Below are 22481 nucleotides of genomic sequence, written 5' to 3'. Positions count from 1 at the left end.
GTGCACAACCTGGCCCGGCCCTGCAGCTGTGGAGAACGAGCGGCACCACGCCTGACGGACGTGACCAGTGGGGCGTCAGCCCACGAGCTTCGGCGTGCCGCAGCCGGGTCGCCCACTCGCCCGGAGCGTCGTCTTGCCCAGCTCGATCCCGAGGCGGCCCAGCAGCGTGGTGAGCCCCGGGAGCAGCGCCGCGTTCAAGATCCCGACCACCGGGGTGACCAGGTTGTTCATGACCGGGGTCAGCAGGTCGCCGACGATCCCACCGATGAAGTTCTTGTCCGACGAGGTCACCGCGAACTGCAGGCTCAGCGGGTTCACCGCCTTCGTGTGCTGCGGCATCTCCTCGGACGGGGGCGCGGCGTAGTTCAGGGTGACCGGGTACGCGGTCACGTCGCCGACGTTGGCCGCCAGACCCAGGAGGGTGGAGTTCACCTTCGTCTTGTCGGACCAGGCCCCCCACGTCAGGTACAGCGGCGGCTGCTTCTTCCGCTGCTCGACCGTGTAGGCCAGGTCGAGGTTGACGCCGGCGGCGAGCACGCTCGGCAGGACGTCGAAGTTGACCCCTCCGGCACCGCTGCACGAGTTCCCCGACGCCGATCTCAACGTCGCGGTCGACTTCGCCGTGGTGATGGTCAGCTTGAGCGTGGAGGAGAGCGAGCCGGTCTTGATCCGCTCCTGGGTCGACTCGAACAGCCCACCGAGGGTGAGCAGCTGGGTCAGCGTGTTGCTGAGCCCGGTCAGCAGGTCGGTGAGGAGACCGGTTCCGGTGGGGAGGTTGAGGGTGGTCGTCAGCCTGATCTGGGCCGAGGTCGCCGTCACCGGCGTGGGACCTGGCCGGTTGGGGTTGCCGCAGGTGATCTTGGGGAGCTCGATGATCGTGACCTGGGTGTCGAGGGTGCCCAGCGCGCCGAGGTTGAGCGGGAGACTCGCCCCCACCGCGTGCGGGTCGCCCTGGGCGTCCTGGCCCGCCACGTACACCAGCGCGTTCAGCAGGTCGAGCACACCGATCTTGGCGTGGAGTGCGCTGCTCGGGTCCGGTCCGAGGTCGAGGATCTCCCCCACCACCAGGGTCGGCGTCGCGAGCGTGGCCTTCAGGGACAACGCGTCGAGGATCGCCGCCGCGTTGAGGTTCACGAGGTTCGACGAGTCCTTGCGCAGCACGTCCGCCGAGGCGCTCAGCAATGCGCCGACGGTGATCGGCTGGGTCGAGGTGACCAGACCCTCGACCGTGCCGACGCCCAGCGCGGCCGACAGGCCGAGCAGAGGGATCTGCGCGTTCTGCAGCGCCACGACCCCGCCCGGTCCGACGACCGAGGTGGAGATCGCGAGCAGGTCGATGCCGAGGATGCCGTTGAGCATCTGGACCAGGAAGTTGTCCGCCGTGTTCAGGTCGAGGAGGTTGGTGCCGACCGAGAAGCACACCGAGGGCTCGCTCGACGACGCGATGGCCGTCCGGGTCGCGGCACCGCGCTCCCGGCCGGTGAATCCTCCGAAGGCGAGCGAGGTGTCGGACTTCGCCCGCACGCGGATCGCTGTGGGCACACCGGTCGTGGAGGTCTTCGCGAGGGTGACCCACGCGCCGCCCACGCCCGTGGCGAGGAACTCCCACGTGACCTCCGAGCCAGGGATCTCACCGCCCAGGGCCGTACGGTTGCGCGCCAGGCTGGCCCTCATCACGTCGTTCATCGCGGACTCGCTGTAGAGGTTCGCCGTGCGCCCGTCCAGCTCCCTGGCCATGTCGAGCGCCACCACGTCTGCGACGGCCTGGACGTCACGGCGGACGACACGCTGCTGCCCGAGGTCGACGGCGAAGGCGGCAGAGACCAGCAGGACGCCGGCCATGAGGACGGCAACCAGCACGGAGGTCGCGCCGCGCTCACCGCGCAGGGGGCGCCGCACCTCAGCTCACCCGAGCCACGGCGGTGTACCGCAGCTTGTCAGGCAGCACCAGGCCGAAGCCGGGGATCAGTCCGGTGTAGTCGATCTCGACCTTGACCCACACGCAGTCGACGGGGTCGGCGGCGGAGTTGCTCGTGCCGGAGGGCAGCGCACCCCGCGCCAGCCCCGTCGCGTCGGCGCAGTCGTCGACGACGACCTGGCAGTGGGCGTTGCAGGTCTGGCCCTGCGCCTTGAGCGCGGCGTCCCGGGCCGATGCAGCCGCGCTGCTGCGCTGGGCGGCGTCGATCTCGACCGCCGCCGCGCGCGCTCCCTCGGACGCGGCCTGGCTGACGGACTGACGCACGCTGAGCATGTCGCCGTAGTTGATGATGCCGAACACGATGAGCATGAGCGGGAAGAGGATCAGCGCGAACTCGACCGCGGCTGCACCCCTGTCGCTCGTCCTTCGACGGCGCAGCAGCACACCCGTTCCTCGCACACAACGCCTCATCGGCCGGCCTCCCCCGGACTCGCTCCCATGACGCCCCCGAGCGGCGTTGCGCACACAGTAGTGGCGAGGAGAACGGCCGGGGAACGAATCCCGGGGCATTCCACTCGGACGACGGGGGCGGGCTAGTTCGTTCTGACTAGGCCCCCGTGGTCCCGGCCGCCCGGGACGATGGTCCTCGCGGGACCCACCCGTTCAGGTCCCGTCCATGGTTCGCCGACGTCACGAGGGTCCCTGTCGGTCGGCCCGACTTCCCGCGCTGGGGCAATTGCGACCCCTTGGGACCTTCGCTGCGGCCACGCGGGTGCCGACAATCAGATCGGGAGTTCGGCCGGCTCGGGCCGGCAAGGGGGAGGCAGGAATGGCTCTGGAACGACGTGCGCGTCGCGCCTGCGCGATCGACGCTGCGCGCGGTGCGGCGGCGGTCGAGTTCGCCCTCGTCGGCGGCCTGCTCGTGCTGATCGTCTTCGGGATCCTCCAGTACGGCCTGTACTTCGACGACTCCCTCAACGCCAACCAGGGCGTCCGGGAGACGGCTCGCATGTCGGTGGTCGGCAAGACCTCGTCCGGCTGCAGCACGACGCTCGGCTGGCCCGGCATCTCGTGCACCGTCGAGAAGATGGTCGACCGGGCACCGGCGGACACCTACGTGAAGATCTCCGCGCCCGACGGCTGGGCCCGGGGAAACGTGCTCCAGGTCTGCGTCCTGGTCCGGTCGCGCGGTGACTTCGGAATGCTGCCGATGCCCAACGGCGGCTACGTCCGCGCCAGCCTCCGGATGTCGATCGAGGAGGACACCACGAAGCCGACGGGGACCGGGACCGCCGAGGCCGTGCCGACCGGGCAGAGCTGGGGATGGTGCACATGACCCGCCCGTGCCGCCGCGACGCGAGCGACGAGCGCGGCGTCGTCGCCGTCCTGACCGCCCTGATCGCCGTCGTGCTGCTGATGACCGCCTCCCTCGTCATCGACCTCGGCCTGGCGCGCGACGTCCGTGGCCAGGCGCAGAACGCGGCGGACGCATCGGCGCTCGCTGCCGGCAACGTGCTCTACGACGCGCACGGCGACGCCCAGCTCGCGGTGGCGATCGCGGCAGCGCAGGACTACGCCGCGAAGAACTTCGACGTCCCCGCTGCGGCGTGGGGCGGCTGCAAGGACCCCGGGCACCTGACGTACGCGCCGGCCTCGCAGTGCATCTCCTTCGACGACCCGGACCGGCCGAGCAGGGTGCGGGTGCGGGTGCCGCAGCGCACCGTGAAGACGGCGCTCGCCGGCCTGATGGGGGTCAGCGAGATGAAGATCGGCGCGATCGCGACGTCGACCCTCGACCCGGGTGTGGTGTTCAAGTGCTCGCTGTGCGTGCTGGGCGAGGGGACCCACACTCTCGGCAACGGCGACGCGACCGTCACGGCGAGCAGCGTGCACTTCAACGGCAGCGTCTCGACCGGGCCGAACGGCATCGTCGAGGCGATCGGCGACGGCAACGAGATCACCGTCGAGAACACGGCCACCGGCAACTACGACCCGCCCGCCGAGCACGTCGCCACCAAGATGGGCGACCCGCTCGGCGCCATGGTCCTCCCGACTCCGGCAGGGACCGCCCGGACCAATCCGTGCACCGACGGCCCGGGCGTCTACGGGTCCAGGTCCTTCGGCAACAACGAGACCTGCGTGCTCTCCCCCGGCCTGTACGTCCTGACCGGCACGTGGGACATGGGCAACAACACGGTCTTCCGCGGCACGGGCGTGACGTTGTACGTCGTGTGCGGCACTCCGACCGCACCGCGGTTCTGCGCCACGACCGGCGAGGCCGGCGGCCAGTTCGACGCCAGCAACGGCAACGAGCTGAGCCTGACGGCAGGAGCCCTCGGCTTCAGCGACCTCGCGATCGTCTACGACCGGCACAACACCAGCCCCGTCCACGTCCAGGGCAACGGCCAGACCAACATCTACGGCAGCATCTACGCGCTGAGCTCGACGCTCTACGCGAACGGCAACTCGGGCAACGGCGTGACCAGCGGCTCGATCGTGGTCAACGACCTCTACATGAACGGCCAGCTCTCGCACCTCAAGGTCACCAACGGCCTGGACCGCGAGTGGCGCCGCCCGCCGTCGGGCCTCCACCTCAGCGGCTGACCCACCCCGGGATCACGGCTTCGGCAGCTCCAGGTCGGAGGTCGCCAGCTCCTCGACGTTGACGTCCTTGAACGTCAGCACCTTCACGTTCTTGGCGAAGCGCGCGGGACGGTACATGTCCCAGACCCAGGCGTCGGCGATGGTGACCTCGAAGAACACGTCGCCGCCCTCGGAGCGGGCCTTCACGTCGACCGAGTTGCACAGGTAGAACCGGCGGTCCGTCTCGACGACGTACTTGAAGATGCCGACGACGTCGCGGTACTCCCGGTAGAGGTTCAGCTCCTGCTCGGTCTCGTACTTCTCGAGCTCCTCGGCACTCACGAGCCCACCCTAGCCCCCGCTGCTACGGATCACCCGGCAGCGGCTCGAGTCCCGCCGCGCGTCGCACGTTGACGAACCGCATCCGGTGGATCGGCGACGGGCCGTGCTCCTCGAGGGCCGCGGTGTGGGTCGCGGTGATGTAGCCCTTGTGCGTCTTGAAGTCGTACGCCGGCCACTGCTCGTCGAGGTCGAGCATGATCCGGTCGCGGGTGACCTTCGCGAGCACCGACGCGGCGGCGACGCACGCGGCCACCCGGTCGCCCTTCCACACCGCGAGGCCGGGAACACCGAGGCCGTCGACGGGGAACCCGTCGGTGAGCACGTAGGACGCCGGCAGGTCCAGCTTCGCCACGGCCTGGCGCAGCGCCTGCACGTTCGCGACGTGCATGCCGAGGCGGTCGCACTCGTCGTGCGGGATCACCACGACCGACCAGGCGAGAGCGCGGCGCACGACCTGGTCGTAGCAGCGCTCGCGGGCGGCCGCGGTCAACAGCTTGGAGTCGGCGAGGCCGGGCACGACGCCGGCCTTGCCGGCGGGCAGGATCGCGGCCCCGGCCACGAGCGGGCCGGCGCAGGCCCCACGGCCGGCCTCGTCGACTCCGGCGACCGGCTCGAAGCCGTGTCGGCGCAGGGCGCGCTCGTAGCCGTAGATGCCGGCGTCGCGGCGTACCGTCGCTCCCCTGGGCAGCGTGGACATGCCCTGTGCTCTCCCTCCGAGGTCAGTTGCCCGGGACGGTGTCGGCCTTCTCCGCCTTCTTCAGCAGGCCGGCCGGTGGGCTGTCGGGAACGCTGTCGAAGACCTCCGGGCGGCTGATCCAGCGCCAGCGGTCCCGCGGCCAGATCAGGGTGAACACCTTGCCGACCACGAGGTCGGTGTCGACCCAGGGGCTCTGCGTGCAGGGATCCTCGCCGGGGCTGCACAGGTGTGCCCGGGAGTCGGCGGAGTGGCCGCGGTTGTCACCGAGGACCAGCAGCTTGCCCTTCGGGATCGGCCCGATGATCCAGTCACAGGGCTGGGACAGGCCGCTCTCGCGCTCGCTGATGAAGTCGTCGATCTCGGCGTTGCACTGCCCGGGGTCCTTCGCGAGGTACTCGGACTCGTCGATCGGCTTGCCGTTGACCTTGATCCGGCCCTGGGCGTCACAGCACTCGACGACGTCGCCCTCGGTGCCGATGACGCGCTTCACGAGGTGGCCGCCGGTCGGGTAGAGGCCGACCTTGGACAGCAGGTTCGCGACACCGGTCGGCCCCTGGCTGTCCGTGGGTCCGAGCCACTCGCCCGGGTCCTGGAAGACGACGACGTCGCCGCGCTGCGGCGTACGCCCGAACCAGTAGGAGACCTTCTGGACCAGGATCCGGTCGTTCTTGACCAGGCCCGGCTCCATCGACTCCGACGGGATGTAGAAGGCCTGGACGAACAGCGCCTTGATCACGATCGCCAGGCCCAGCGCCACCGCGAGCAGCAGGATGCTCTCCTGCCACACCGGCAGGTGCTTGCGCTGGGAGGAGGACCGGGACCCTGCCTCGTCGGTCGCCGTCGGGTCGGGGACCTGGGCGGCGGGCTCCGCGGCGGGGTCGTCGGTCGTCACGAGACACGAGTCTAGGAGCAGGGCCCACGGTGGAAGCACGAAGGCCCGACCGTTCCCGGTCGGGCCTTCGTGGTAGCGCTGCTCGCAGAGGTCAGACCTCGCGGCGCTCCTTGATCTTGGCCTTCTTGCCGGTGAGGTTGCGCAGGTAGTAGAGCTTCGCGCGACGCACGTCACCGCGGGTGACGACCTCGATGGACTCGAAGATCGGCGAGTGGAGCGGGAAGGTCCGCTCGACACCGACGCCGAAGGAGACCTTGCGGACGGTGAAGGTACGGCCGATGCCGGAGCCGTGCATGCGGATCACGACGCCCTGGAACACCTGGACACGCGAGCGGCTGCCCTCGATGACCTTGACGTGGACCTTGACGGTGTCACCGGCGCGGAAGGCCGGGACGTCGGAACGCTTGGCGGCGTTGCCGAGGTCGGTGACCACGGCGGGGGTGGGGTTGCTCATGATTCTCCTCGCGAATGCACACAGGTCAGCCGCGGTGGTGGTGATGGATGCGGATCGAGCGTCACGATCGGCGATTCCCCTGTGGCAGAAGCGTCCGTGACACCGACCAGCAATCCTCGCACAGCCGGGACCGCCTCCCCAAAAGCCGGCGCAGGTCAGCGGCGCTTGGAGAGGACCACCGCGTGCGGCGGAGCGGGCAGGTCGGTGCGCAGCCGGAAGCCGGCCTTCTTGTACAGGCGCTGGTTGCGGGCGCTCGCGGCCCCCGTGAACAGGACGTACGACGTCACGCCGGCCGGCGCCACGGCCTGGATGTGCTCGAGCAGCACCCGGCCCAGGCCGCTGCCCTGCAGGTCCGGCGCGACCATGATCCGGCCGATGTCCCAGGTGTGCTCGCCCTCGAGCCGGCCACGCACGGCGCCGACGAGTCGTCCGGCGCGCCGCACGACCCAGGTGTCCCACTCCCCCAGCCACCCGCGGACGTCGTCGAACGACTCCTGCAGGGCGGGGATGTCGAGGGTGTCGTTGGCCTGCGCCTCCTGCACCCAGCAGGCACGCTGGAGCGTCAGGATCTCGCCCGCGTCGCCGGGCGTGGCACGCACGATCGGCGTGCCGTCGTCGAGCACGGACGGCGCCAGCAGGTCCGGACGGCGCTCGGCCGTGCGTCGTACGGCCTGCTCGTGGCGCCAGGCGGCGACCTTGCCGTGGTCGCCGGAGCGCAGCACGGCGGGGACCTCGTGGCCGCGCCACAGCGGCGGCTTGGTGTAGACGGGGTACTCCAGAAGCCCGCCCTGCGCGTGCGACTCCTCGACCAGCGACTCGGCGTTGCCCATGAAGCCCGGCAGCAGCCGGACGACGGCCTCGGTGATCGCCAGCGCCGCGACCTCGCCGCCGTTGAGGACGTAGTCGCCCAGGCTGATCTCGCGGACCTCGGCGATCTCGCGGGCGTGGTCGATGACCCGCTGGTCGATGCCCTCGTAGCGCCCGCACGCGAAGACCAGGCGCTCGCGCGTCGCGAGCTCCTCGGCCAGGCGCTGGTCGAACGGCTCGCCCGAGGGCGTCGTGAAGATGACGGTCGCGCCCGGGGCGAGCAGCTGGTCGAAGGCCTCGCCCCAGGGCTCGGGCTTCATCACCATGCCGGCGCCGCCGCCGTACGGGGTGTCGTCGACCTTGCGGTGCCGGTCGTGGGTCCAGTCCCGCAGGTCGTGGACCGCGAAGTCGAGCAGCCCGCTCGCTGCCGCCTTGCCCGGCAGCGAGAGCTCCAGGGGCGCGAAGAAGTCCGGGAAGATGGTGAGGTAGTCGAGCCTCACGCGTCGGCCTCGTCGGCGTCGGCCTCGTCGGTGCCGCCCTCGTCGTCGGGGAACGGGGTGACCAGGCCGGGTCGGTCCGCGATGACCACGCGGCCACCGGCGACGTCGACCTCGGGCACCAGGGCGGTCACGAACGGCACCAGCGCCTCGCGGCGGTCCAGCGTCCGGATCCGCAGCAGGTCCTGGGCGCCGTGGGTCAGGCCGACCACCTCGCCGAGGTGCGTGCCGTCGAGGTCGTGGGCGGCGAGGCCGACCAGCTGGTGGTCGTAGAACTCGTCGGGGTCGTCCGGGCTCTCGTCGGCGGGTACGACGGCGCGCAGCACCACGCCCCGCGCGGCCTCGGCGGCGTTGCGGTCGGGCAGCTCGGCGAAGCTGGCCAGCAGCACGCCCTGGTGCCAGCGGGTGCGGCTGACGGTGAGGGTGCGGGCCGCGAACGCCGAGCCTCGTGGGGCCTCGACCTGGAGCACCGCGCCGTCGGCGTAGCGCCGGTCCGGTTCGTCGGTGCGGACGTCGACGGTCACCTCACCCCGGATGCCGTGCGGCTTGCCGATGCGGCCGACGACGACCTCGATGCTCTCCACGTGCCCCATTGTCCCGGAAATGCGAGCAGCCCCGCACATCGGTGCGGGGCTGCTCGTCGACGAGGCGTCAGCGGCGGTCGGTGTCGACGAAGTCGATCCGGGTGCTGCTGTTGCCGGCGATCGCGGAGATCACGGTGCGGAACGCGGTCGCGGTGCGACCGCTGCGACCGATCACCTTGCCGAGGTCGTCGGGGTGGACCCGGACCTCGAGCACGGCGCCGCGGCGCAGCTGCTTGTCGCGCACGACCACGTCGTCGGGGTGGTCGACCACTCCGCGGACGAGGTGCTCCAGCGCGTCAGCCAGCATCGGCTCAGGCCTCGGGGGTCTCGGCCGGGGCGTCGGCGAGGGCAGCCACGTCGGCGGCCTGCTCCTCGGCGGCGAGGTTCTCGACCATCTCCTCGACCTCGGCCTTGGCGTCGGCGGCCTCGACCTTGTCAGCCTTCTTCTCGGCCTTCTTCTTCGCGGTGGTCGCCGAAGCCTTGGGCTCGCTGGCGGCCTCCTTGAGGGCCTCGTTGAAGATCTCGAGCTTGTCGCGCTTGGGCTCCTTGACCTTGAGGGTGCCCTCGGCGCCGTCGATGCCCTTGAACTTCTGCCAGTCGCCGGTGACCTTGAGGATGGCCTCGACGGCCTCCGACGGCTGCGCGCCGACGCCCAGCCAGTACTGCGCCCGCTCGGAGACGACGTCGATGTACGACGGGTCCTCCTTGGGGTGGTACTTGCCGATCTCCTCGATCACCGCGCCGTCGCGCTTCTTGCGCGAGTCGACGATGACGATGCGGTACTGCGGGACCCGGACCTTGCCCAGGCGCTTCAGACGAATCTTGACGGCCACGTTTGTGGTGTCTCCTTGAGAACTGGTGGTGGGTGAGCCAGGGACGACCAGGTGGGGACACCGGCGCCCGGACTCGGACGGGTTCTGCCACCACCGGTTGAGAGGGACCGGAAGTCGCAGAACTCAGTCGGACAGTCTGCCAGACGCCCGACCTGCCGGACGAATCCACCCTCACCCCCGGACCGCGACCTGCGTAAGGTGCTCGGCGAGGGCGGCGGCGATCGCCCGGTCGCCGGTGTCGAAGCAGGTGTAGGCCGGCGAGGTGTTCACCTCCCAGCAGTACCAGCGTCCGTCCTCGCCGAAGCGCAGGTCGATGCCCGCGAGCTCGAGCCCGAGCGCGGCGGTGAGCGCCCGGCAGCGCGCGGCGACGACGTCCGGCAGGTCGGCGGGCTCGAGACTGAAGCCGCCGTAGCGGTAGTCGACCGCGTCGGTGCGGATCCGGTTCGCGAACAGTCGCTCCCCCACGGCGTGCACGCGGTGCTCCGCACCGGGCACGAACCGCTGCAGCTGGGTCGGGCACCAGCGCACCGCGGTGAAGTCGTCGCCCGGACCGAGGATGCGCACGACGGAGCGGGTGCCGCTGATCGACTTCACGATCGCCCGCCCGTGCCGGGCGACGAAGGCGGCGGCCGCGTCCGGGTCGGTGGTCAGCAGGGTCTCCGGGACGGCGAACCCTGCTGCCGCGATCGCCCGGCACTGGCGCGGCTTGGAGTGGTTGCTCAGCCCGGCGGAGGGCCGGTTGACGACCCGTACCGACTCCGGCGCGGCCTCCGCCCACTCGCGCAGGTCCGTCGCGAGCCGCAGCAGCCGGGCGCGCTCGGCCGTGTCGACGGCGTCGCCGAGGTCGTAGGGCCGCAGGTAGATCCCCCGCACGTCCTCGACCGCGACCTCGCGACCACCGACGACCAGGACCAGCCCGTCCTCGGTGCGCTCGACCACGGCGTCGGCGCAGGCGGCCTGGTCCACGAACAGGTACGGCGTCCCGCGCTCCGCGAGCGCCCGGCGTACGTCGTCCAGCGGGGTGTCGGTCCGCAGCCCGTGCAGCACGATCACGACGCCACCTCCGTGCCGACCACGCGGCGGACCTGGGTGCGGATCGCCGCGCGGACCGGCGCGGTCCGGGCCAGCGGTGCCGGCAGCACGGCGTGCAGCCGCGGGAGGGCGCGACCGCCACCGAGGTCGACGACCACCGTGAGCAGCGGTGCGGCCCGCGTGATGGCCATCCGGACCAGGCGGCGCCGCAGCTCGGCGCTCGGGGCGGGCCCTTCGCCCGCGACCCGGAACACCTCGCCGCCGACCACGGTGACGACGACCGGGGTGACCGGCTCCTCGTCGTCGGTCATCGCCAGGCCGGCGGACGCCGCCCACACGGAGGTCGGCAGGCAGGGGCCGGCGAGGCTGGCGTGGGAGGGCGCGACCAGGCAGCGCTCGCCGATCGTCTCGAGCCAGTGCCCGAGGAACGCGGTCATCTCGCCGGCGACGTACGTGCGGTGCTCCTCGGCGATCCAGGCCAGGTCCCCGGCCTCGACCCCGGCGAGCAGCGAGACCACGCAGCGCACCCCGTCGTCGGTGAACGGCTCGCCGTCCGCGATCCCCCGGCCCACGGACGGGCCCGTCCCGGAGGACGGGCCCGCCGCGAGCTCCCAGCCGGGCAGCGACAGGTCCGCCGGGGTGAGCAGGCGTGCGCCCGCCCACCCCGCGACCAGGGCCGCGGCCCCGGGGTCCCGCTCGGAGGCGAGGACCAGGATCACGACGCCCCTTCGGCGTGGGCGCCGTTGAGGGCGGCCTCGACCACCTCGCCGGACACGTCGGGCCGGTCCTCGGCCCCGACGAACGGCGCGCCGAGGCTGCCGACGACCCGCTCGATCCGGTCGAGGCGCTGGATGACCTCCTCCAGTCCCTCCCGCTCGTCGATCACCGGGTTGATGACCAGGTCGCCCGGGTCGAGGTGGTCGATCTCGCGGCCGGCGCGCTTGTAGATGTCGATCTCTCGGATCTCCTTGAACCGCTTCTCGAACACGTCGTCGCGCAGGTGCTTCATCAGGTCGTCCTCGAAGTGGAACCGCTTGACGATCCGGCTGGCAGCCACCAGGGCGGCGTACACGTTGATCCGGCCGTAGCCCATCTGCTCGTTCCAGGTGCCGTTCGGGTGGCCGGACACGTTGGCGTACGCCACGGTGCCGGTCTTGTCCGCGGTGGTCTCGATGATCTGGCGGACCCGCACATTGCTGAGCGAGGAGTTCCGCGAGCGGATCAGTGCGGCGAGCGCGGCCACGTGCGGCGTCGCGGCGGAGGTGCCGTTGAAGGTGCCGGTGTAGTCGGTGCCGGTGTAGCCGTTGGCACCGAGCCGGTCGGTGGTCGGGATCCGGACGCCGGGCGCGACCACCGAGATCTGCGGGCCGTAGTTGGCGCCCCACTGCTCGCCGTCCGGGCTGGTCGGCGACTTGCGGTTGTCGACCTGGTCGCTGGCACCGACCGCGATCACGAGCGGGTTGGTCGCCGGGTAGGTGATGCCGTTGGCCAGGTTCTGGTTGTGCGTGGCGACGCACATCACCATGTTGGCGTTGAACGCCTCCTGGATCGCCGGATCGATCACCGCGTGGCTCCACGCGTTCCAGCCGAAGCTCATCGACACGACCTGGGCGCCCTGCATCCGGGCGTAGCGCAGGCCGGCCGCGACCTCGGTGTCGGTCCACCGCGAGAACGCGATCGGCAGCAGCCGGCAGCCGCCGGCGAGCCCGGAGACCCCGACGCCGTTGCCGATGCGGGCGCCGACGATCCCGGCGCAGGCCGTGCCGTGGTTGCCGGTCGGGGCGCCGGTCCCGGACATGGTGCCGAGGTTGATGCCGTTGTGCAGGAAGCCGCCGACGAGGTCGGGGTGACCGAGCTCGACGCCCTCGTCCAGGATCGCCACGGTCACCGCGGACGAGCCCGTCGTGAGGTTCCAGCCGGTCGTGCCGGGACCGCCGGCGTGGATCTGGCGCAGGTTCCACTGGTCGACGTACATCGGGTCGTTGGGCGTGTAGGCGACCGGCACCCGCGCGGGCACCCACTCCAGGCGCACCTCGACCGGACGCCCCAGCGCCTCGCCGATCCGTTCGGCGAGGTCGTACGCCGGGCTGGCCGCCGGGTCGGTCACGGTGAAGTAGTCGTGGTCGCCGAGCAGGGCCGAGCGGACCTCGTCGCGCTGGAGTCCGAGCGCGGTGACCTTGGCCAGGTCCTCCGGGTCGGCGACGTCGGCGTGCAGCAGCACCACGGCGTCCGCGGCCGGGGCGAGCTCCTCGGGCCCGGCCCCGAAGTCGGCCGTGAAGACGGGCGACGACCAGGCGACGCTGCCGCTCGCGGTGGCCGCGGCGATCGCGTCGCCGTCGACCTCGGCGCCGTCGGCGGTGCGGGCGAACAGGAAGTCCGGCCCCTCGTTGGCGGGCTGCTTGCGCTCGCCGTCGTCGGCGGCGGCCGGACCGCCGTGGCTGTCGGCGCCCTCGCGGACCAGGCCGAGGGAGTCGAGGACGTCGGCCTGGCCCGCGGCGGCGGGACCGCCGGACCGGGGCGAGAGCAGCACGCGGTCGGGCTTGGGGGTGAGCTCCACACCGGAGGGGTGCGTGAGGTGCTCGGGGTAGCGGTGCATGGTGGGCTCCTTGGAGAGGGGGCGCGACCGGGTGGTCGCTCCCTCCTAGGAGCCGGCGGGTGGCGCGCCTGATACGCCCGATCGCCGAGTCGTGCGGGTCAGGCGACGACCTTCCCGCGCAGCACGACGCGGGACGGCTCGGCGAGCACCGACAGGTCCTCGACCGGGTTGCGGGGGTAGACCACGAAGTCGGCCGGGTCGCCCTCGTCGAGACCGGGGTTCCACCCCAGCCAGGCTCGCGCGCGCCACGAGGCGGCGCCGAGGACGTAGGCGTTGGGCAGGCCCATCGCCGCCATCGCGAGGATCTCCTCGTGCAGCACGCCGTGGCGGGCAGAGCCGCCGCCGTCGCTGCCGACGTAGAGGGCCACGCCGGCGTCGTACGCGTCCATCAGGACGGCCCGACGGCGGGCGAGCAGCGTCTCCATGGTGGCGCTGTAGGTCGGGAACTTGTCACGCGCCGCCGAGATGAACTCGGGGAACTTGGCGGTCTGCAGCACGGTCGGGACCAGCGCGACGCCGCGCGCGACCATCTGCTCGAGGTGGGCTGCGGTGAGGCCGGTGCCGTGCTCGATGCAGTCGATGCCGGCGTCGAGGAGCGGGCCGATCGCGTCCTCGCCGAAGCAGTGCGCGGTGACCTTGGCACCCTGCGCGTGCGCGACCTCGATCGCGGCGGTGACGGCGTCGGCCGGGAAGGACGGCGTCAGGTCGCCCTCCTCGCGGGAGATCCAGTCGCCGACCAGCTTCACCCAGCCGTCGCCGTCGAGCGCCTGCTCGGCGACGGTGTCGACCAGGCCGTCGGGCTCGACCTCGACGCCGTAGTTGCGCAGGTAGCGGCGGGTGCGGGCGACGTGGCGCCCGCAGCGGATCAGCCGGGGCAGGTCCTCGCGCTCGTGGACCCAGCGGGTGTCGGCCGGGGAGCCGCAGTCGCGGGTGAGCAGCACGCCGTTGTCACGGTCCGCGATCGCGGTCCGCTCGATCTCGGCGTCGTCGACCGCTCCCCCGTCCTCGAGGCCGAGGTGGTTGTGGGCGTCGACCAGGCCGGGGACGATCCACCCCTCGGCGGCGGTCTCGGCGCCCTCCAGCCCGGCCGGGCGCTCGTAGGTGATCCGGCCGTCGACGACGTAGACCTCCCGTGCCTCGCCGTCGGGCAGGACCGGACCGGAGAAACGCAACGCACTCACGCAGGCGACGCTACCAACGCCGGCCGGGCGAGCGGTGCCCCCGAAGGGGGTCAGAGGTGGGACAGCAACCAGGTCGGGGAGAGCGTCGTGGCACCCACGCCGTGCACCCGGGCGTCCAGGGCCCGGTCGGCGGTCACCACCACGACCCGACCACCCTTCTCGGCGGCCCTGCGCGCCTCGGCGAGGATCGTCGCGTCGCCGTCCTTCGGGGCGTGCACCGTGCGCACGTGCGCGTCGCGCCCCGCCCGGACCCCGCCCTTGGCCTGACCCTCGAGCACGAGCACGACGACGTCGTACTCGATGTCGGCCACGAGGAGCTGCTCGTGCAGCCGAGCTGCCGCGCCCGCCCGGTCCTTCCACCAGCCGTCCGGGCGCGCCCCGACGACGTTGGCGCCGTCGACGATGAGTGTGCTCAGCTCACCTCACCCCATCGATTGGTCCCAAACCGCACGTCCTGGCCCCGAAATGCTGCGGATTGGTCCCAAACCGCAACATGAGTGACCTACTTGAGGAACTTGGAGAAGTCCTTCGGCAGCTGCAGGTTCTCGGCCGCCGCCTCGTAGTCGATGTCCTGCCCGATCCCGAACGGGTTGGGCGTGGCGGCCGCTGCCTTCGCCTTGGCGGCAGCGGCCTCCTGGGCGGCCTTGGCCGGGTTGCCCGACTTGCGCGCACCCTTGCCCTTGGACTGCTTGGCCTTCTGCTTGGCGCTGACTCGCTTGCCGCCGCCGGGACCACCCATGCCGGGCATCCCCGGCATCCCGGGCATCCCGCCACCGCGGGCCATCTGCATCATCATCTTCCGCGCCTCGAAGAAACGGTCGACGAGGGTGTTGACGTCGGAGACGCTGCGGCCCGATCCCTTGGCGATGCGGGCGCGGCGCGAGCCGTCGATGATCTTGGGGTTGGCGCGCTCGGCGGGCGTCATCGAGCGGATGACCGCCTCGATCCGGTCGATCTCGCGGTCGTCGAAGTTCTCGAGCTGCTCGCGGATCTGACCCATGCCGGGCAGCATCCCGAGGATCTTCTGCATCGAGCCGAGCTTCTTCAGCTGCTGCATCTGGGCGAGGAAGTCGTCGAGCGTGAAGTCGCCCTGGGTGAGCTTCTCGGCGGCCTTGAGGGCCTCGTCCTGGTCGAAGGCCTTCTCGGCCTGCTCGATCAGGGTGAGGACGTCGCCCATGTCCAGGATGCGCGAGGCCATCCGGTCGGGGTGGAAGACGTCGAAGTCGGTCATCTTCTCGCCGGAGGAGGCGAACATGACCGGCTTGCCGGTGACCTGGCGGATGGAGAGCGCGGCACCACCGCGGGCGTCACCGTCGAGCTTGGTGAGCACGACGCCGTCGTACCCGACACCGTCGAGGAATGCCTGCGCCGTGACGAGCGCGTCCTGGCCGATCATCGCGTCGACGACGAAGAGGACCTCGTCGGGCTGGACGGCGTCGCGGATCGCGGCGGCCTGGCCCATCATCTCCGCGTCGACGCCGAGGCGGCCCGCGGTGTCGACGATGACCACGTCGTGGAGCTTGCGCTTGGCCTCCTCGGCGGAGGCCTTCGCGACCGACACGGGGTCGCCGACGCCGTTGCCCGGCTCGGGTGCGAAGACGGGGACGCCGACCTTCTCGCCGTTGACCTGCAGCTGCTGGACCGCGTTCGGGCGCTGCAGGTCGCAGGCGACGAGCATCGGGGTCTTGCCCTGGTCCTTGAGCCACAGCGCGAGCTTGGCTGCGAGCGTGGTCTTTCCGGCACCCTGCAGACCGGCGAGCATGATGACCGTCGGGCCGGTCTTGGCGTACCGCAGCCGGCGGGTCTCGCCACCGAGGATCTCGATCAGCTCGTCGTTGACGATCTTGACGACCTGCTGGGCGGGGTTCAGCGCTCCGCTGACCTCCTCGCCGCGGGCGCGCTCCTTGACGGCGGCGACGAACTCCTTGACGACCGGCAGCGCGACGTCGGCCTCGAGCAGCGCGATCCGGATCTCCCGGGCGGTGGCGTCGATGTCGGCCTCGGAGAGCCGCCCCTTGCCGCGGAGGTTCTTGAAGGTCGCGTTGAGGCGGTCGGACAGTGTGGCGAACAAGAGCGTTGCGTCCTCGTCGGAGTCGTCGGTAGAAGTGGAGTCTTCGAACACGATCGTAACCGTCGGGGCCGTGGGTCCCGACGTCTGCGGTGAGGGTCCGAGGGTACTGCGCGGGTGCTGGCCACCTGTCGCGGTGGTCGGGAGTGCCATCGGGGGCACCCCACCGGGTCGAGGAGGATCGACGATGGCAACCACGACACCCGTACGACGCCCGGGCGGCCCCGGCCGCCGGATGACTCCGGCCGGCATCGCGATCTGGGGCGGCATCGCCGTCGTCGGCGCGGTCTGCTGGACGGTGCTGGCGCTCTCGCGCGGCGAGGAGGTGTCGGCGCTGTGGATCCTGTTCGCCGCCCTGGCGTCGTACGCGATCGCCTACCGGTTCTACGCCCGCTTCATCGCCGAGCGGGTGCTCGAGGTCGACGACACGCGGGCGACCCCGGCCGAACGGCTGGAGAACGGCCACGACTTCGACGTCACCGACCGGCGGGTCCTCTTCGGCCACCACTTCGCCGCGATCGCGGGCGCCGGTCCGCTCGTGGGTCCGGTGCTGGCCGCGCAGATGGGCTACCTGCCCGGCACCATCTGGATCATCGTCGGCGTGATCCTGGCGGGCGCGGTCCAGGACATGATGGTCCTGTTCTTCTCGATGCGCCGCGACGGCAAGAGCCTGGGGCAGATGGTGCGCGAGGAGATCGGCACGATCGGCGGCATCGCCGCCCTGGTGGCGGTGTTCGCCATCATGATCATCATCCTCGCCGTGCTGGCGCTGGTCGTGGTCAACGCGCTCGCCGAGTCGCCCTGGGGCGTGTTCTCCATCGGCCTGACCATCCCGATCGCGCTCTTCATGGGCTTCTACCTGCGCTACCTGCGGCCGGGCCGGGTCTCGGAGACCACGGCGATCGGGGTCGGCCTGCTGCTGCTAGCGATCGTCCTCGGCGGCTGGATCGACGACACCGGGCTCGGCGACAGCCTGACCCTGTCCCACGAGACGCTGACGATCTGCCTGGTCGTGTACGGCTTCGTCGCCTCGGTGCTGCCGGTGTGGATGCTGCTGACGCCGCGCGACTACCTCTCGACGTTCATGAAGGTCGGGGTGATCGCGCTGCTCGCGGTCGGCCTGGTCCTGGCCCGGCCGGTGCTCGCCAACGACGACGTCACCAGCTTCGCGCTCGACGGGGACGGCCCCGTGTTCGCCGGCAAGCTGTTCCCGTTCGTGTTCATCACCATCGCGTGCGGCGCCCTGTCGGGCTTCCACGCCCTCATCTCCTCCGGGACGACCCCGAAGATGATCGCCAAGGAGAGCCACGTCCGGATGATCGGCTACGGCGGCATGCTGATGGAGTCGTTCGTCGCCATCAGCGCACTGATCGCGGCGTGCGTGATCGACCAGGGCCTCTACTTCGCGATCAACAGCCCCGCGGGCGCCACGGGTGGCACCGCCTCCAGCGCGGCGCAGTTCGTGGGCTCGCTCGGGTTCACCCTCTCCCCCGACACGCTCACACAGGCGGCGGCGGCCGTGCAGGAGCCGACGCTGGTCTCCCGCACCGGAGGCGCGCCGACCCTGGCGGTCGGCATCTCGCAGATCTTCACCGACGCGTTCGGCGGGGGGCTCGCGGCGTTCTGGTACCACTTCGCGATCATGTTCGAGGCACTGTTCATCCTCACGGCGGTCGACGCCGGCACCCGGGTGGGCCGGTTCATGCTGCAGGACACGATCGGCAACATCTGGCCGCGGTACGCCGACACGTCCTGGCGGCCGGCGGCGTGGTCGGCGAGCGCCCTCGTGGTCGCGGCATGGGGGTACATGCTCTACGTCGGCGTGACCGACCCCCTCGGCGGGATCAACCAGCTGTTCCCGCTGTTCGGCATCTCCAACCAGCTGCTCGCGGCGATCGCGCTGTGCGTGTGCGTGACCCTGATGCTCAAGCACGGCAGGGCCCGCTGGGTGTGGGTCCCTCTGGCCCCCCTGGTGTGGGACCTGGTCACCACGATGACCGCCAGCTGGCAGAAGGTCTTCTCGGACAACCCCGCGATCGGCTACTTCGCCCAGGCCGACCGCTACCGCGACGCCCGCGACGCCGGCCAGGTCCTGGCTCCGGCGAAGGACGCCGGGCAGATGGACCAGGTGATCACCAACTCGACGACCAACGGCGTCCTGCAGCTGACCTTCGCGATCCTCGTGGTCGTCGTCGTCGCGAACGCCGTCGTGGTCTGGGTCCGGGCGCTGCGGGCCGGCGGCCTGCCGACGACCGAGGTGCCCGCCGTACCGTCCCGGATCGTGGCGCCGGCCGACTTCTTCGCGACGGCGGAGGAGAAGGCCGCCGTCAGGGAGTGGGAGGCGTCGCGCCTGACCGGGACCGGGAGGCACCCGTGAGCGTCCTGGACCCGGCGCTCCGCGCCTGGCGCGGCGTGCGCTGGTACGTCCGGGAGGCCACCGGGGAGGCCCGCTGGGACGCGTACGTCGAGTCCTGCGCCCGCGAGGGCACGGAGCCGGTCTCGCGGCGGACCTGGGAGCGGAACCGCGCCGAGGCGAGGGAGCACCGACCGCAGTCGCGGTGTTGCTGAGGCGACCTAGGGTGGGGACGTGACGACGGTGGCGGTGCTCGGCGGCGGAGGCCTGGTGCTGCTCGTGCTCGTCGTGCTGGCCGGCGACCGCACCCTCCGCAAGGGCGGCCCCACCGGCGGCGGCATCGCCGACGGGATGGGCAGCTTCATCGACGTGTTCGACCCCGCCCGGGCACGCGCGGACCGGGACCTGCGGTCCCACGACAACCAGGGCACCGTGACGCCCGAGCCGGACGAGGACGACCGGCCGGTCCGGGTCGACCTCGCCTCCGGCGTCGCGAAGGTACGGCGGCCCCGCTGAGCGCCGCCCGGCGTGGCCCGGCAGCGTGACGCAGGTCTCACTCACCGGGACCCCGCGCCCCCGGCCACTCCCGCCTCCCGATGCTCGGCGCTCCGTCCCACTCCCGACCGGAGGCACCATGAAGCGCCGTACCCGACTCTCCGCCCTCGCCGCGACGTTCGCCGTCCTCGCCACGACGCCCGCCGTGGTGGGCCTGCAGGGCGCCGACGCCGACCCGAGGCCCAAGCAGGCGAACCCCGGCTACGACATCCTCTTCGTCCGTCACGCCAACAGCACCTACCCCGTCCCGGAGGAGGAGCTGTCGCCGCTCGGGATCCAGCAGGCGGCCAAGCTGGTCACCTTCCTCCACGACGAGCCGATCGAGTCGGTCGACTCCTCGATCATGGTCCGGACCTACCAGACCGCCGACGGGGTGGCCGCGGACCACGACGTCCCGGTGCTGGCCGACGAGGACCTCCGCGAGGTCGAGCTGGTCTCCAAGGACGAGCGTGTCGCGGGCGGGATCCTGGCCAGCTGGGTGATGGACCCCTCCACCCGGACCAACAGCTTCGGCGGCGCCGAGAACTACTACGACGTCGAGGCGCGCTGGGACCGCTGGTGGACCCGGTACGCCCGCGAGCACCGCAACGACCGTGGCACCGGCGTCGTGGTCGCCCACGGCGGCATCTACGGCCTGATGCTGCCCGAGACCTGCGCCAACAAGCCGCAGCTTCCGTTCTCGGAGCGGTTCCCGGGCAACACGGAGATGATCAAGGCCCACCTGAACCCCAACGGCACCCTGGTCTGCACCGCCTTCGGCGTCAGCCCCGACCCGGCGGGCATGCCCAACCGCGACGGCTCGCCGCACTACTACTACGAGGTCGACCCCGTGACCGGTGCCGCCACCCAGGTGACCTCGCCGCAGTCGTGACCGACCGCGTGGTCAGCCCGAGCTGATCGCCCTCCGCACGGCGTGGGCGGCCTCGGCCGCCCGCGTCTCGGAGAGCGCTCCTGCCGCCACCTCCTGGACGTAGAACACGTCCACGGCCTGGGGGCCGAGCGTCGAGATGTGCGCCGAGCGCACCGTCATGTCCAGGGCGGCGAGGGCCGCGCTGACGAGGTACACGACGCCGAGGCGGTCGGCGGCCCGGACCTCGATCACCGTCGCGTGGTCGCTCGCCTCCGGTCGGAGGACGACCGCCGGGTCCAGCTCGCCGGCCACCTGGCGTGCCCCCAGCCGCGCGGCGGGATCGACGCGGCGCGAGGTGATCGCGTCCAGCTGGTCGCCCAGGGCACGCGGGTCGAGCCCGGCCTCGGCGACGTCCCAGACCGAGACGGCGTAGTCCCCCTGCGCCCACAACCTGGCAGCGCGCACCGTGACCCGCCGCAGCGCGAACACGGCGGCCACGTCGGCGAGCAGGCCCACCCGGTCGACGGCCACGACGGTCACCCGCGACCCGTCGACGACCGGCTCGACGACGATCGACACGTCGCCGCCGACGACGCCTGCCGGGACCGGGATCTCCTCGACGGTGAACGCCGGCGGCGCACTCCCCCGCTCCAGCGCCGAGCGCGCACGCCGGGACAGGTCGAGCACCAGGCCGGCGCGCCACGACGACCAGGCCTTCGGCGAGGTCGCCTTGGCGTCGGCCTCGGTGAGCGCCGTCAGCAGCGCGAGCGCGTCGAGGCTGTCGACGTGCTCGAGCAGGGCGTCGATCGTGGCCGGGTCGTCGGGGTCGCGCGTCGTCGCGATGTCGGCCAGCAGCAGGTGCCAGCGCACCAGCTGGGCGATCAGCTCGACCTCGTGCGGGCCGAAGCCCATGCGGGCGGCGATGGCTCGCGCGATCGGGGCACCGGCGACGCTGTGCTCGGTCAGCTCGCCCTTGCCGATGTCGTGCAGCAGGGCGGCCACGACGAGCACGTCGGGACGGGACACGTCGCGGATCAGCGCGGCCGCCTCGACACAGGTCTCGACCACGTGCCGGTCGACGGTGAACCGGTGGATCGCCGAGGCGTGCGGCAGCAGCCGGATCCGCTCCCACTCGGGCAGGATCCGGTCGAGCGCACCGGTCTCGTCGAGCGTCTCCCAGACCGGCAGCAGGCCGGGGCCCGCGGCGAGCAGGCGCACGAGCTGCTGGCGGGCCTCGTCGGGCCACGGCTCGGGCAGCGGCGGGCACTCGCGGACCAGCCGGGCGGCGGTCGGCGGCGCGAGGACGACGTCGCGCACCGCTGCCTCCGCAGCCGCACGGAGCAGCAGCACGGGGTCGGCGGCCGGCTTGGCGGCGGCCTCGAGCACGATCTCCCCGCGCGACAGCGCGACGCCGGGAGCGACCCGCTCCAGCTCGGGGCGCCGGGGCTTGGCGGCCGGCGTACGGCGCAGTGCGTCGTCGGTGCGCCGCCAGGCCAGCCGCGACAGGTGGGTCACCCGGCGGCCCAGCTCGCGGACGTGGCGCTGCGCGGACGCCTCGTCCGGCAGCCCGAGCCCCTCGGCCAGCTGCCCCCAGTACTCAGGGGCGATCCGGTCGGACGCGCGACCGGCGGCGGCGTGCAGCAGGTCGCGTACGTCGAGCAGCTGCTGGCGGCAGCGCTCGAGATCGGCCGCCGGCACGTCGACCAGCCAGGTCGCGGTGAGGCTCTTGAGCACGGTCGCGTCACGCAGCCCGCCCTCGGCCTCCTTGAGGTCGGGCAGGGACAGGTGCGCGAGCTCACCGACCAGCCGGTGCCGGCTGCGGACCAGCTCGCGCAGCTCGGGCAGCCGCTCGCGGGCCTGCCGACGCCAGTGCGTCAGCGTGGTCGTGCGCAGCCGCAGCGCCAGGCTGTGGTCGCCGGCGACGTGCCGCACGTCGAGCAGCCCGGACGCCACCCGGACGTCGCCCTCGGCCGCCGCCAGCATCTCCGGCAGCGTGCGGACCGCGTGGTCGAGCTTCGCTCCCGAGTCCCACAGCGGGTACCAGACCTGACCGGCCAGGTCGTGCCACAGCTCCTCGTCGACGCCCTCGTCGGCGACCAGGACCACGTCGAGGTCGGAGTACGGCGCCAGCTCGCCGCGCCCGTAGCCGCCGACGGCCACCAGGGCGACGCCCGTGTCGGGGCCCCCCGCGGCGTCGTACGCGCCCACGCACAGCCCGTCGGCCGCCTCGGTCCGTTCG

At 72.0% G+C, this 22481-nt stretch carries 23 protein-coding genes and 1 pseudogene; 6 read left to right on the top strand and 18 right to left on the bottom strand.

Annotated elements, in window-relative coordinates:
* Positions 1-75: 75 nt before the first annotated feature.
* Positions 76-1899: a Tad domain-containing protein gene (locus BJ958_RS01430; protein ID WP_179724880.1), complete on the bottom strand. Its 1824-nt coding sequence runs from the start codon at positions 1897-1899 to the stop codon at positions 76-78.
* A 1-nt stretch (position 1900) separates the two neighbouring features.
* Positions 1901-2377 (bottom strand): TadE/TadG family type IV pilus assembly protein, encoded by a 477-nt coding sequence (locus BJ958_RS01425; protein WP_179724878.1) that lies wholly within the window; start codon positions 2375-2377, stop codon positions 1901-1903.
* 370 nt (positions 2378-2747) lie between these two features.
* Between BJ958_RS01425 and BJ958_RS01420 the strand changes: the two genes are divergently transcribed.
* Positions 2748-3254, top strand: a complete 507-nt coding sequence (locus BJ958_RS01420; protein ID WP_179724876.1) for a TadE family protein — start codon at positions 2748-2750, stop codon at positions 3252-3254.
* Positions 3251-4522 carry a TadE/TadG family type IV pilus assembly protein gene (locus BJ958_RS01415; protein WP_179724875.1) on the top strand — a complete coding sequence of 424 codons (1272 nt, stop codon included), beginning with the start codon at positions 3251-3253 and terminating at the stop codon, positions 4520-4522. The genes BJ958_RS01420 and BJ958_RS01415 overlap by 4 nt, the downstream gene beginning before the upstream one ends.
* 12 nt (positions 4523-4534) lie before the next feature.
* Here the strand turns inward: BJ958_RS01415 and BJ958_RS01410 are convergent, their stop codons facing one another.
* From BJ958_RS01410 to ffh, 15 genes and pseudogenes are all read right to left on the bottom strand, one after another.
* The gene (locus tag BJ958_RS01410) at positions 4535-4843 is read right to left on the bottom strand and encodes a DUF2469 domain-containing protein (RefSeq protein WP_141799600.1); all 309 of its coding nucleotides are present in this window, start codon (positions 4841-4843) and stop codon (positions 4535-4537) included.
* A 22-nt stretch (positions 4844-4865) separates the two neighbouring features.
* Complete coding sequence (locus tag BJ958_RS01405; protein ID WP_179724873.1) at positions 4866-5540, bottom strand: ribonuclease HII; 675 nt, start codon at positions 5538-5540, stop codon at positions 4866-4868.
* A 22-nt stretch (positions 5541-5562) separates the two neighbouring features.
* Positions 5563-6432 (bottom strand): signal peptidase I, encoded by an 870-nt coding sequence (gene lepB, locus BJ958_RS01400; RefSeq protein ID WP_273519966.1) that lies wholly within the window; start codon positions 6430-6432, stop codon positions 5563-5565.
* Positions 6433-6523: 91 nt separating this feature from the next.
* Positions 6524-6886 (bottom strand): 50S ribosomal protein L19, encoded by a 363-nt coding sequence (gene rplS / locus BJ958_RS01395; protein WP_179724871.1) that lies wholly within the window; start codon positions 6884-6886, stop codon positions 6524-6526.
* A gap of 155 nt (positions 6887-7041) precedes the next feature.
* Positions 7042-7428: a GNAT family N-acetyltransferase gene (locus BJ958_RS27495; RefSeq protein WP_343052819.1), complete on the bottom strand. Its 387-nt coding sequence runs from the start codon at positions 7426-7428 to the stop codon at positions 7042-7044.
* Between the two features lie 93 nt (positions 7429-7521).
* A pseudogene (gene trmD, locus BJ958_RS27490) lies at positions 7522-8193 on the bottom strand (tRNA (guanosine(37)-N1)-methyltransferase TrmD); the annotation flags it as partial.
* A complete protein-coding gene (rimM, locus tag BJ958_RS01385) occupies positions 8190-8783 on the bottom strand; it encodes a ribosome maturation factor RimM (RefSeq protein WP_179724867.1) in 594 nt (197 codons plus the stop codon). The pseudogene trmD and the gene rimM, both read right to left, overlap by 4 nt.
* A 58-nt stretch (positions 8784-8841) precedes the next feature.
* Complete coding sequence (locus BJ958_RS01380) at positions 8842-9081, bottom strand: RNA-binding protein (protein WP_141799604.1); 240 nt, start codon at positions 9079-9081, stop codon at positions 8842-8844.
* Positions 9082-9085: 4 nt separating this feature from the next.
* The gene (gene rpsP / locus BJ958_RS01375; RefSeq protein ID WP_179724865.1) at positions 9086-9607 is read right to left on the bottom strand and encodes a 30S ribosomal protein S16; all 522 of its coding nucleotides are present in this window, start codon (positions 9605-9607) and stop codon (positions 9086-9088) included.
* A 171-nt stretch (positions 9608-9778) separates the two neighbouring features.
* Positions 9779-10660, bottom strand: coding sequence for an ATP-grasp domain-containing protein (locus BJ958_RS01370; RefSeq protein WP_179724863.1), 882 nt, complete (start codon positions 10658-10660; stop codon positions 9779-9781).
* Positions 10657-11358, bottom strand: coding sequence for a hypothetical protein (locus tag BJ958_RS01365; protein WP_179724861.1), 702 nt, complete (start codon positions 11356-11358; stop codon positions 10657-10659). Before BJ958_RS01365 ends, BJ958_RS01370 begins: the two co-directional genes overlap by 4 nt.
* Positions 11355-13235 carry a S8 family serine peptidase gene (locus tag BJ958_RS01360; protein ID WP_179724859.1) on the bottom strand — a complete coding sequence of 627 codons (1881 nt, stop codon included), beginning with the start codon at positions 13233-13235 and terminating at the stop codon, positions 11355-11357. Before BJ958_RS01360 ends, BJ958_RS01365 begins: the two co-directional genes overlap by 4 nt.
* 98 nt (positions 13236-13333) lie before the next feature.
* Positions 13334-14416 (bottom strand): amidohydrolase family protein, encoded by a 1083-nt coding sequence (locus BJ958_RS01355; protein ID WP_179724857.1) that lies wholly within the window; start codon positions 14414-14416, stop codon positions 13334-13336.
* A gap of 50 nt (positions 14417-14466) precedes the next feature.
* Positions 14467-14820, bottom strand: a complete 354-nt coding sequence (locus BJ958_RS01350; protein ID WP_273520433.1) for an NYN domain-containing protein — start codon at positions 14818-14820, stop codon at positions 14467-14469.
* A gap of 98 nt (positions 14821-14918) precedes the next feature.
* Positions 14919-16487, bottom strand: a complete 1569-nt coding sequence (gene ffh, locus BJ958_RS01345) for a signal recognition particle protein (protein WP_179729914.1) — start codon at positions 16485-16487, stop codon at positions 14919-14921.
* Between the two features lie 184 nt (positions 16488-16671).
* Here ffh and BJ958_RS01340 point away from each other — a divergent pair, with 184 nt between their 5' ends.
* From BJ958_RS01340 to BJ958_RS01325, 4 genes are all read left to right on the top strand, one after another.
* A complete protein-coding gene (locus tag BJ958_RS01340) occupies positions 16672-18861 on the top strand; it encodes a carbon starvation CstA family protein (protein ID WP_179724855.1) in 2190 nt (729 codons plus the stop codon).
* Positions 18858-19052 carry a CstA-like transporter-associated (seleno)protein gene (locus BJ958_RS01335; protein WP_179724853.1) on the top strand — a complete coding sequence of 65 codons (195 nt, stop codon included), beginning with the start codon at positions 18858-18860 and terminating at the stop codon, positions 19050-19052. Before BJ958_RS01340 ends, BJ958_RS01335 begins: the two co-directional genes overlap by 4 nt.
* A gap of 19 nt (positions 19053-19071) precedes the next feature.
* Positions 19072-19353 (top strand): hypothetical protein, encoded by a 282-nt coding sequence (locus BJ958_RS01330; protein ID WP_179724851.1) that lies wholly within the window; start codon positions 19072-19074, stop codon positions 19351-19353.
* Positions 19354-19471: 118 nt separating this feature from the next.
* On the top strand, positions 19472-20263 hold the full coding sequence (locus BJ958_RS01325) for a histidine phosphatase family protein (protein ID WP_179724849.1): 792 nt from the start codon (positions 19472-19474) through the stop codon (positions 20261-20263).
* A 12-nt stretch (positions 20264-20275) separates the two neighbouring features.
* Here the strand turns inward: BJ958_RS01325 and BJ958_RS01320 are convergent, their stop codons facing one another.
* Complete coding sequence (locus BJ958_RS01320) at positions 20276-22450, bottom strand: [protein-PII] uridylyltransferase (RefSeq protein ID WP_343052526.1); 2175 nt, start codon at positions 22448-22450, stop codon at positions 20276-20278.
* Positions 22451-22481 lie beyond the last annotated feature (31 nt).

This window comes from Nocardioides kongjuensis, from assembly GCF_013409625.1.
In the GTDB taxonomy this organism is placed as follows: Bacteria; Actinomycetota; Actinomycetes; order Propionibacteriales; family Nocardioidaceae; genus Nocardioides; species Nocardioides kongjuensis.
Note: the sequence above shows the minus strand (reverse complement) of the source record. Positions and strands in the feature narration are given on the sequence as shown.

What these genes read in the sequence shown, in the direction of transcription:
- BJ958_RS01420 (WP_179724876.1), top strand. Translation starts at nt 2,748, where the DNA reads ATGGCTCTGGAACGACGTGCGCGTCGCGCCTGCGCGATCGACGCTGCG.
- BJ958_RS01415 (WP_179724875.1), top strand. Translation starts at nt 3,251, where the DNA reads ATGACCCGCCCGTGCCGCCGCGACGCGAGCGACGAGCGCGGCGTCGTC.
- BJ958_RS01405 (WP_179724873.1), bottom strand. Translation starts at nt 5,540, where the DNA reads ATGTCCACGCTGCCCAGGGGAGCGACGGTACGCCGCGACGCCGGCATC.
- rplS (WP_179724871.1), bottom strand. Translation starts at nt 6,886, where the DNA reads ATGAGCAACCCCACCCCCGCCGTGGTCACCGACCTCGGCAACGCCGCC.
- rimM (WP_179724867.1), bottom strand. Translation starts at nt 8,783, where the DNA reads ATGGGGCACGTGGAGAGCATCGAGGTCGTCGTCGGCCGCATCGGCAAG.
- BJ958_RS01380 (WP_141799604.1), bottom strand. Translation starts at nt 9,081, where the DNA reads ATGCTGGCTGACGCGCTGGAGCACCTCGTCCGCGGAGTGGTCGACCAC.
- BJ958_RS01360 (WP_179724859.1), bottom strand. Translation starts at nt 13,235, where the DNA reads ATGCACCGCTACCCCGAGCACCTCACGCACCCCTCCGGTGTGGAGCTC.
- BJ958_RS01340 (WP_179724855.1), top strand. Translation starts at nt 16,672, where the DNA reads ATGGCAACCACGACACCCGTACGACGCCCGGGCGGCCCCGGCCGCCGG.
- BJ958_RS01325 (WP_179724849.1), top strand. Translation starts at nt 19,472, where the DNA reads ATGAAGCGCCGTACCCGACTCTCCGCCCTCGCCGCGACGTTCGCCGTC.